The following is a 7885-nucleotide window of genomic DNA, read 5'->3' as shown; positions in this document are numbered from 1 at the left end:
CCCCGGATCAGGGGCCGAGGATGAGTAGGGCGCGCGGGACGGGGAAGGGAGGGACGGCATGGCGACGGATGCGAACCACGAGCGGCCCACGGGAAGCCCGGCCGCGGCGGCGGTGCACCTGCTGCACGAGCGGCGCGAGACGCTGGCCACGGTCGAGTCCCTGACCGGAGGGCTGCTCGCCGCCTCGATCGTGGAGATCGCCGGGGTCAGTGGCGTCTACCGGGGCGGCCTCGTCGCCTACGCCACGGAGCTGAAGTCGCAGCTGGCCGACGTGCCCGACGCCCTGCTGGCCGAGCGCGGGCCGGTCGACCCGGAGGTGGCCGTCGCCCTCGCCGAGGGCGGGCGGCGGCGATGCGGGACCGACTGGGGGCTGGCCACCACCGGCGTGGCCGGACCGCAGCCGCAGGACGGCAAGCCGGTGGGGTTGGTCTACGTCGCGGTGGCCGGTCCGCTCGGGCCGGCCGTCCGGCGGCTCGACCTCGACGGCGGCCGGGATCACATCCGCTCCGCCGCGGTGATCGAGGTGTTGCGCCTGCTCGTCGAGCGGATCCAGGTCGCCGGTGGTCCCGCGCCGGTCACCGGGACAAGGGGCGGCGCGGCGGAACCGGAAGCCGGACGGTGACCAGGTGACCGGATTTGACCGCCGGGGCGGGATGTCGTCGGGCCGGGCACCGGGTACGGTTGCGGGAAGGCTCCGGCGCGCGACGTCGGCGCCGGCGCGGCGGGCCGCGTCCGGCGCGGGCGGAGGCCCGGGCGAGAGGTGTTCCCGTCAGGGGGAGGTGCGATGGTCCTGCTACGCCGCGTGATCGGCGACGCACTGCGGGCGCGCCGGCAGGGGCAGCACCGCACCCTGCGCGAGGTTTCCACCGCCGCCAATGTCAGCCTCGGCTACCTGTCCGAGATCGAGCGCGGCCAGAAAGAGCCGTCCAGCGAGCTGCTGGCCGCGATCTGCGACGCGCTCGGCGCGCGCCTGTCCGAGCTGCTGCGTGAGGTCAGCGACACCGTCGCCCTCGCCGAGCAGATGCCGGGTGTGCTGGTGCCGGTGCAGGACGAGCCGGCCGGGCAGCCGGTGCCGTCCGCGGCCACGGTGCGCAAGGCCACCGACCGGGGTGTCCGCCAGGTCACCTCGGACGGCAAGGTGGCCGTCCAGGTCCGGCAGGAGTCGCCGCTGAAGGCCACCCTCCGCAGCACCCGGGTCCGCGCCGGCGAGCGGGACGTGGTCTGCGCCGCCTGACGGCTCTTCGCGTGGCCGGGCCCGTCGACGCCGCGTAGGGTTGATCGTGGGCGGCGCGCCTTCCCGCCGTACGGATGCCCGGGTGGCGTCCGGCTGCGACGATGGGGACACGCCGCCCGGCCAGGCGGGTCGGCCCCGCCCACCGCGGGCCGAGGCGCAGCCACGCTACTGAGGGGATACCGCGGAGATGGCGAACCCGTTCGTCAAGGGCTGGCACTACCTGATGGCGCTCTTCGGTGCCAAGATCGACGAGCACGCCGATCCGAAGGTGCAGATCCAGCAGGCCATCGAGGAGGCGCAGCGCCAACACCAGGCGCTGGTCCAGCAGGCGGCCGCGGTGATCGGCAACCAGCGCCAGCTGGAGATGAAGCTCTCCCGGCAGATGTCGGAGGTCGAGCGGCTCCAGGCCAACGCCCGGCAGGCGCTCGTCCTCGCCGACCAGGCCCGCGCCAAGGGCGACGAGGCCGAAGCCGCCCGGTACGAGCAGTCCGCCCAGGTGCTCGCCACCCAGCTGGTCTCCGCCGAACAGGCCACCGAGGACCTCAAGACCCTGCACGACCAGGCACTCGGTGCCGCAGCCCAGGCCCGCCGCGCCGTCGAGAACAACTCGATGATCCTCCAACAGAAGCTCGCCGAGCGCACCAAGCTGCTCAGCCAACTGGAGCAGGCCAAGATGCAGGAGAGCGTGGCCCGCTCGCTGGAGTCGATGTCGGCGATCACCGCCGGGGGCAACGTCCCCACCCTCGACGAGGTACGCGACCGCATCGAGCGCCGCTACGCCACCGCCATGGGCCGGGCCGAGCTGGCCGGCAACTCGGTCGAGGGGCGGATGCTGGAGATCCAGAAGTCGACCCTGGACGCCGCCGGGTCGTCCCGGTTGGAACAGATCCGGGCCAGCATGGCCGGGGAGCAGCTGGCCGGTGGGCAGCAGCGACCCGCCGGGCAGACCCCGGCGGCGGCAGATCCGGCCGCCGCCAAGGTCGACGAGCTCCGCGCCAGCATGGGCCGTGAACGCGGCACCGGGAACACCAGCGCCGCCGGCTGAGCGGCCGGCACGAGGAGGTACGGGTGGCGGACGAGCGAGCACGACACTTCCGCCGGCTGCGCCGGTTGCGGCGTTCCGCCCGGCGGTGGACGGTGGCCGCCGGTGGGCTCGGTGGCGCGGCGGCGGTGCTGACCCCGTACGCGGGGATCGGGCTGCCCGACGCCGCCTGGGCCGCCGGGGCGGGTAGCGCGCTGGCGCTGGCCGCCTGGCGCTGGATCGACCTGCGGGCCCTCGCGGCGCGCCCCGCCCCGCCCGCTCCCGATCCGGCCGAGGCCGCCGCCCGTTCCCGGGCCCGCCTGGTCGCCGCCGTCGAGCGGCTCCCGGTCGGGCCCGGCGTGCTCGCCGAGGCCCGGCGGTTGCGGGCCCGGCTGGCGCTGCGCGGCACCGCCGCAGCCGGCCCGTGGGTCCGGCTGGATCGGGCCGCGCTCACCCTCGCCGGCATGGCGCCCCGGCTCACCGGGCTGGCCGAACCGGCGGTGCTGGAGGCCGCCGCGGCCGACCGGTCCCTGCGCGACCTGGCCGCCCGGCTCGCCAGCGTGGAACGGGCCCTGAAGTTCGCCCCTCCGGAGGCCCGGCCCCGGCTGGCCGAGGCGCACCGCGCCCTGACCGGTCAACTGGACAACGGGGTGACCGCGTACGAGGGGCTGGTGGCCGCCGCGGCCGGGTACGTCGCCGAGGACGCCCGCCCCAGCACCGACCACCCCGCCGCGTCCCGCCTGACCGAGGCGACCGACCTGCTGCACGGGGTGGCGTCGGCGCTGGCCGAGCTGCGTGCCGTCGGCGACCCGCTGCGCGTCCCCTCCCGCTGACCGGCCCGCCGCCGCCGGGTCAGGCCGGGGTGGTGACCGGCACCGGGCCGGTGAAGGGCGAGTTGCCCACCACGTTGAACGAGCGGATCCGGTAGTGGTAGGTCACGCCCCTTGCCAGGCCGGTGTTGGTGAAGCCCCGACCGGTGACGGTGAAGGTGGCGACCTCCCGGGTGAACGCCGGGTCGACCGCCCGCTGCACGGCGAAGCCCGCCCCCGGCCCGCTCGGGGTGCTCGACGCCCAGGTCAGCACCACCGTCGCGGTGTCCGGGCCGGGAGCGGTCACGGCGACGGCCACCCCGGAGGGCGCCTCCGGGACCGGCGGGGTGATCACCGTGGCCAGCGTGGACCAGGGTGACACCGCGCCCAGGTACGTCGTCCGGACCCGGTAGTAGTACGTGGTGTCCGGGGCGACCGCCGGGTCGAGGTGGTTCTCCGCCACCCCGATCGCGGTGGTGGCCGGGCCGCTGGTGAACGTGGGGTTGGTGGCCCGCTGCACGTCGACCCCGGTGGAGAAGGAGCGGTTGGTCCAGCGCAGCGCCACCCGCAGCGGCGCGGCCGGCGGGATCTGCGCGCTCATCCCGGTCGGCGCGGCCAGCCCCACCGACGCGGGGACACTGTTCGACCAGGCCGAGCAGCTCGCCGCGTTCTCCGCCCGGATCCGGTAGTGGTACGTCACGCCGGGGGTGACCGTCGCGTCGGTGTACCGGGTGGCGGTGGCCGCCACGGTGATCGTGGTGACGCCGTCGGCGAAGGCCGCGTCGGTGGCCCGTTGCAGCAGGTGGCTGGTGGACGGCGGGCGGCTGCCGTTGTCGGTCCAGGTCAGCGCGATCGCCGGCAGGGCGGTCGCCGACCCGGGTGCCGGGGTGGCGGTGAGCCCGGTGGGTGCCCGGGGGGACACCCGCAGCACCAGGGGCCGGCTCATGCCCAGGTCGCGCAGGCCGGCGGCGCTGCTGGACCAACGGTACTCCCAGCCCAGGTTGACCATCTGGTTGACCACGGTGGCGGGGCGGCCGTCGAGCGGGCTGACCGGGGCGGCGCCCACCCGGGCCCCGACCGGCCGGGTCGGGTCGAGCAGCCGGAGACTGTCGCCGATCCGGAACGGCAGCGGCGGGACGACCGGACGCAGCGCCAGCACCACGTCCTCGCCCGGGTTCACCCGGATGGTCTCCTTCCACCCCAACTCGCCGGGTTCCGGTGGCCGGACCGTGCCGTCCCGGCCGACCCGGTTGACCAGTTGAGCGTCGCAGCCGTCCAGGTGGACGCTGTGGGTCTGCCGGCCGGTGCCGGTGATCCGCCACAGCTGGGTGCCGTCGGCCGTCGTGCCCGGCGCGGCCGGGTCGGCCGTCACGACGACCTCGGTCGCCGGGTCGGTCGGGCCGAGCGGCAGCGCCGTCGGGCCGAGCGGGCCGGCGTGCGGGTGGGCGACGCCGAGCCGGGCGGCCTGCCGCCCGTATCCCGGCTCGAAGACGGGCCCGACGGTCTTCACCTCGATCGGCAGGGTCACCGGGTGGGCCGCCCCGGCGGGGGTGAAGCTCGCCGTCACCGCGTGCGCCGGCACCACCGTCCGCCGGGCGGTACGGGTGCCGAAGGCGGTGTCGTACTCCGGCTGCGGCACGATCGGCGGCCGTTGGCTGGCCGCGTACGCCCCGGGCAGGAGTTCGGCGAGCCGGGCCAGGTCGTACGGGGCGGCCGGGTCGCCGGCCACCCGGAACTGCAGCAGGGTGCGGGTGTTCGGGCCGTACCCGGGCTGGGTGCCGGGGGGACCGCCCTCGGTGGTGCGGTCCGGGGCTCCGGTGTGCTGGTCGTACCGGGGGTCGAAGCAGGGTGTCGGGGCCGGGGCGTCGTTGTGGAGGATCAGAATGCCGCCCGGCGGGACGGTGGAGAAGTCGACCACCACGTCGGCCCGCTCGCCCGGCGCGAGCAGCAGGGCGTGACCGTCCACGTTGAGCACCGTCGGGTCGCGCCGGTCGTAGCGGTAGCCGACGGGACGGTGTGGCACCACCACCGGGGCGGGCAACAGACCGCACTCGTTGCCGATCTGGATCATGCGAGGGCCGGCGGCCCGGGGGTCGGGCACCCCGCCGTCCCGGCCGTCCACCGGCCAGTCCGCCGGCCGGCCGGCCGCCCGCACCGCCTCCACCATCGGCACCTCACCCGCCCCGGCGTCGGCGAGGCTGCCGTCGGGCCGCCACATCGGGCCGTCGGAGCGGGCCCGGTAGATCGCCAGGTTCAGGCTGCGGTCGGCGCAGGCGTTGAGGATCCGGAACCGGTACGCCTTCGGCTCCACCGTCAGGTACGGGTACGCGACGCCGTTGACCAGCGGGGTGTCACCGTACGCGGCGGGGACCGCACCCGGGTGCGGCACCCCCGGCGTCCGCGGCGGCTCCTCCGGCGCGGCGACCGGGTCGTGGTGCGGGTTCGGCACCGGCCCGACCGCGATCCCGTCTCCGGCCCCGGCGGTCCACGGGCCGTAGTCCCAGCGGCCGGTCGGGTTGCGCCCCGAGTCCCGGTACGGGTCCTGCCGGGGCTGGTAGACGTGCGGGTGCCAGAGGTTGCCCCGGGCCCCCCACCGGTCCCGGTCCCAGGTGGGGTCCTGGGTGGCGAGTTGGGCGTCGTCGGGAACGAAGGTCTTGTCCTGGATCACCAGCGGGAGCTGGTCGGCGGGGAGCACCCCGTCGGCGACCAGCCGCTCCTCGGCCGGATCGGTGAGCAGGTAGAGCGCGAGCTGACCGGAGTAGACGGTCAGCCGGGACAGGCCGAGGGTGTTGTCGTGCAGCCACATCAGCCGGCCGCTCTGCTCGTTCGGGAAGTACAGGGTGGTGGCGCCCGCGCCGGGGGCCGGCATGTCCGGCACGTGGGTCAGGCCGGGACCGGTCGGGTACGGGGTGATCTCACCGGCCGGGGTCACCCACTGCCACGGGCTTCCGGCGCTGATCCAGCCGGTCTGCGCGCCGGCCAGGTGGAGCACGGCGCGGTTCTGCGGGTACGGGGCGGGCCCGTCCAGCGGCCCGGCGCCGGCGCCGTCCAGCGTGGTGTCGACGGGCAGGAAGAGGTCACCGGCGCGGCCGGTGGGCAGTTGGTTGATGAACGTGATCCGCACCGGCCGCCCGCGTCGCGCGACGATCATCGGCCCCAGGTGGTACGGCCGCTCCGGGGGGACGACGGTGTTGTGCCCGTCCGGGTCGGTGCCGAGGTTGAGCTGGCGGTAGCCGCGCAACCGGGTGGCGGGCAGGTCGCGGTGCAGCCGTTGGGTGTACTCGGCGAGCCCGATCTCGTAGTAGTCGCAGCCCGGGTGCCTGGTGGTGTCGGGCACCGCGACCGGTAGCTGCCCACCCAGCCCGGTGCGGGCGGACGGGCTCGGCAGCGGCAGCGCGTCGACGAACTTGCGGATGCCGGTGCCCGGGACCACCTGTCCGTTCGCGTCGAGCGTGGGCAGCGGGCTGTACGCGTGGTTGGGCACCGTGCCGAAGCAGCGCGGTGAGGCGGCCGGGTCGAGGCTGGCCGGCGTGGCGTCGGGCAGCGGCTCGGCGACCCGGGCGGCGGGCACGGTCGGGGTGTGACCCGCGGTGGTCCGGGCGGCACGGCCGGCCCAGCCCGGTCGGAACATGCGGAACAGGGCCATGGCTCTCCCCCCGGGAACGGAGCGGGTGCGTCCACCACCCCGGCGTGGTGGGCGTACTCGCTACTGACGATCGGTGAGCGGTCCACCGCAGCATGCGACGGCCGAGCCTGGGGAGGGAAGTACCTGTTCGTCCGGATCTCGGGGAAACTTGCCGGTTCGTGGAAGTTCCACGGTCAGGAGGGGGCGGGTTGGCACACCGGGCACCAGTAGGTGACCCGCTCGCCGAGTTCCGCCTTCCGGATCGCCGTGCCGCAGCGGCGGCAGGGTTGCCCACGCCGCCCGTACACGTAGCTGGTCTGCCCGTGGTGCAGCGAGCCGGTGGTGCTCTGCGCCCACCGGCCCCGGTTGGCCGCCAGCAGCCGCTGCGCCAGGGCCACCGTGCCGGCCAGGTCGGGCACGTCCCGCACCGGGGCCCACGGGGAGACACCCCGCAGGAAGAGCACCTCGCACTTGTAGAGGTTGCCCACCCCGGCCAGGTTGCGCTGGTCGAGCAGGGCCTCGCCGATGGTGGCGTCCGGGTGCGCGGCGAGCCGGCGGACCGCCTCGGTGGGGTCCCAGTCCGACCCGAGCAGGTCCGGGCCGAGGTGCCCGACCAGGGACTCCTCCCCGGCGGTCGGCACCAGCGCCAGGTCGTGCAGGTGGTAGCCGACGGCGACGGCCCCGGCGCTGCGCAGCACCACCCGGATCAGGTGCGCCGGCCGGGCGGCCCAGCGTTCCCCCGGGGCGTACGCCCGCCAGGCGCCGTCCATCCGCAGGTGCGAGTGCAGCGTCCGGTGCGGGGGACCCGGGTGGCCCACCGGCGCGGCGAGCCGCAGCAGCAGGTGCTTGCCCCGGCTGGCGCAGCCGCGGACCGTCCAACCGGTCAGGTCGGTGGTGGCCAACTGCGGCACCCGGAAGTCGCTGCCGGTCAGTCGCGCGCCCGCCAGCGCGCGGTGCAGCACGCGGGCGGTGTTCCAGACAGTGTCACCTTCGGGCACTCCGCCATTCTCCCTCGCCCGAGCAGAATTCGCATGTGTCACTATATGTACGGCACTTCCCCTCGATGTCCTGATAGCCCACTATCAGGTGGTCCTGAGGAGAAAGCCCATGATGTGTGTCCGCCGTACCCGACCCCTGTTCCTCGGGGGCCTGGTCGCCATCGTTGCCGCCAATCTCCTCCCCGCCGCGCCCGCCGC

Annotated in this window: 6 protein-coding genes; 4 read left to right on the top strand and 2 right to left on the bottom strand. The window is 75.5% G+C overall.

Going from position 1 to position 7885, the window contains the following annotated elements:
- Positions 1 to 58 precede the first annotated feature (58 nt).
- The 4 genes from E1165_RS26760 (at position 59) to E1165_RS26745 (ending at position 3088) form a co-directional block, all read left to right on the top strand.
- Positions 59 to 622 (top strand): CinA family protein, encoded by a 564-nt coding sequence (locus E1165_RS26760; RefSeq protein WP_132394500.1) that lies wholly within the window; start codon positions 59 to 61, stop codon positions 620 to 622.
- Between the two features lie 162 nt (positions 623 to 784).
- A complete protein-coding gene (locus E1165_RS26755) occupies positions 785 to 1234 on the top strand; it encodes a helix-turn-helix domain-containing protein (protein WP_132394499.1) in 450 nt (149 codons plus the stop codon).
- A 187-nt stretch (positions 1235 to 1421) separates the two neighbouring features.
- Positions 1422 to 2279, top strand: coding sequence for a PspA/IM30 family protein (locus tag E1165_RS26750; RefSeq protein WP_132394498.1), 858 nt, complete (start codon positions 1422 to 1424; stop codon positions 2277 to 2279).
- Positions 2280 to 2302: 23 nt separating this feature from the next.
- Positions 2303 to 3088, top strand: a complete 786-nt coding sequence (locus E1165_RS26745; protein WP_132394497.1) for a hypothetical protein — start codon at positions 2303 to 2305, stop codon at positions 3086 to 3088.
- 19 nt (positions 3089 to 3107) lie between these two features.
- Here E1165_RS26745 and E1165_RS26740 read toward each other — a convergent pair whose 3' ends face one another.
- Together E1165_RS26740 and E1165_RS26735 are read right to left on the bottom strand one after the other, a co-directional pair.
- Positions 3108 to 6710, bottom strand: coding sequence for a multicopper oxidase domain-containing protein (locus E1165_RS26740; protein WP_132394496.1), 3603 nt, complete (start codon positions 6708 to 6710; stop codon positions 3108 to 3110).
- A gap of 173 nt (positions 6711 to 6883) precedes the next feature.
- Positions 6884 to 7687 (bottom strand): DNA-formamidopyrimidine glycosylase family protein, encoded by an 804-nt coding sequence (locus E1165_RS26735; protein ID WP_132394495.1) that lies wholly within the window; start codon positions 7685 to 7687, stop codon positions 6884 to 6886.
- Between the last annotated feature and the right edge of the window lie 198 nt (positions 7688 to 7885).

It is taken from the genome of Micromonospora sp. KC723, from assembly GCF_004348595.1.
Classification (GTDB): Bacteria; Actinomycetota; Actinomycetes; order Mycobacteriales; family Micromonosporaceae; genus Micromonospora.
Note: the sequence above shows the minus strand (reverse complement) of the source record. Positions and strands in the feature narration are given on the sequence as shown.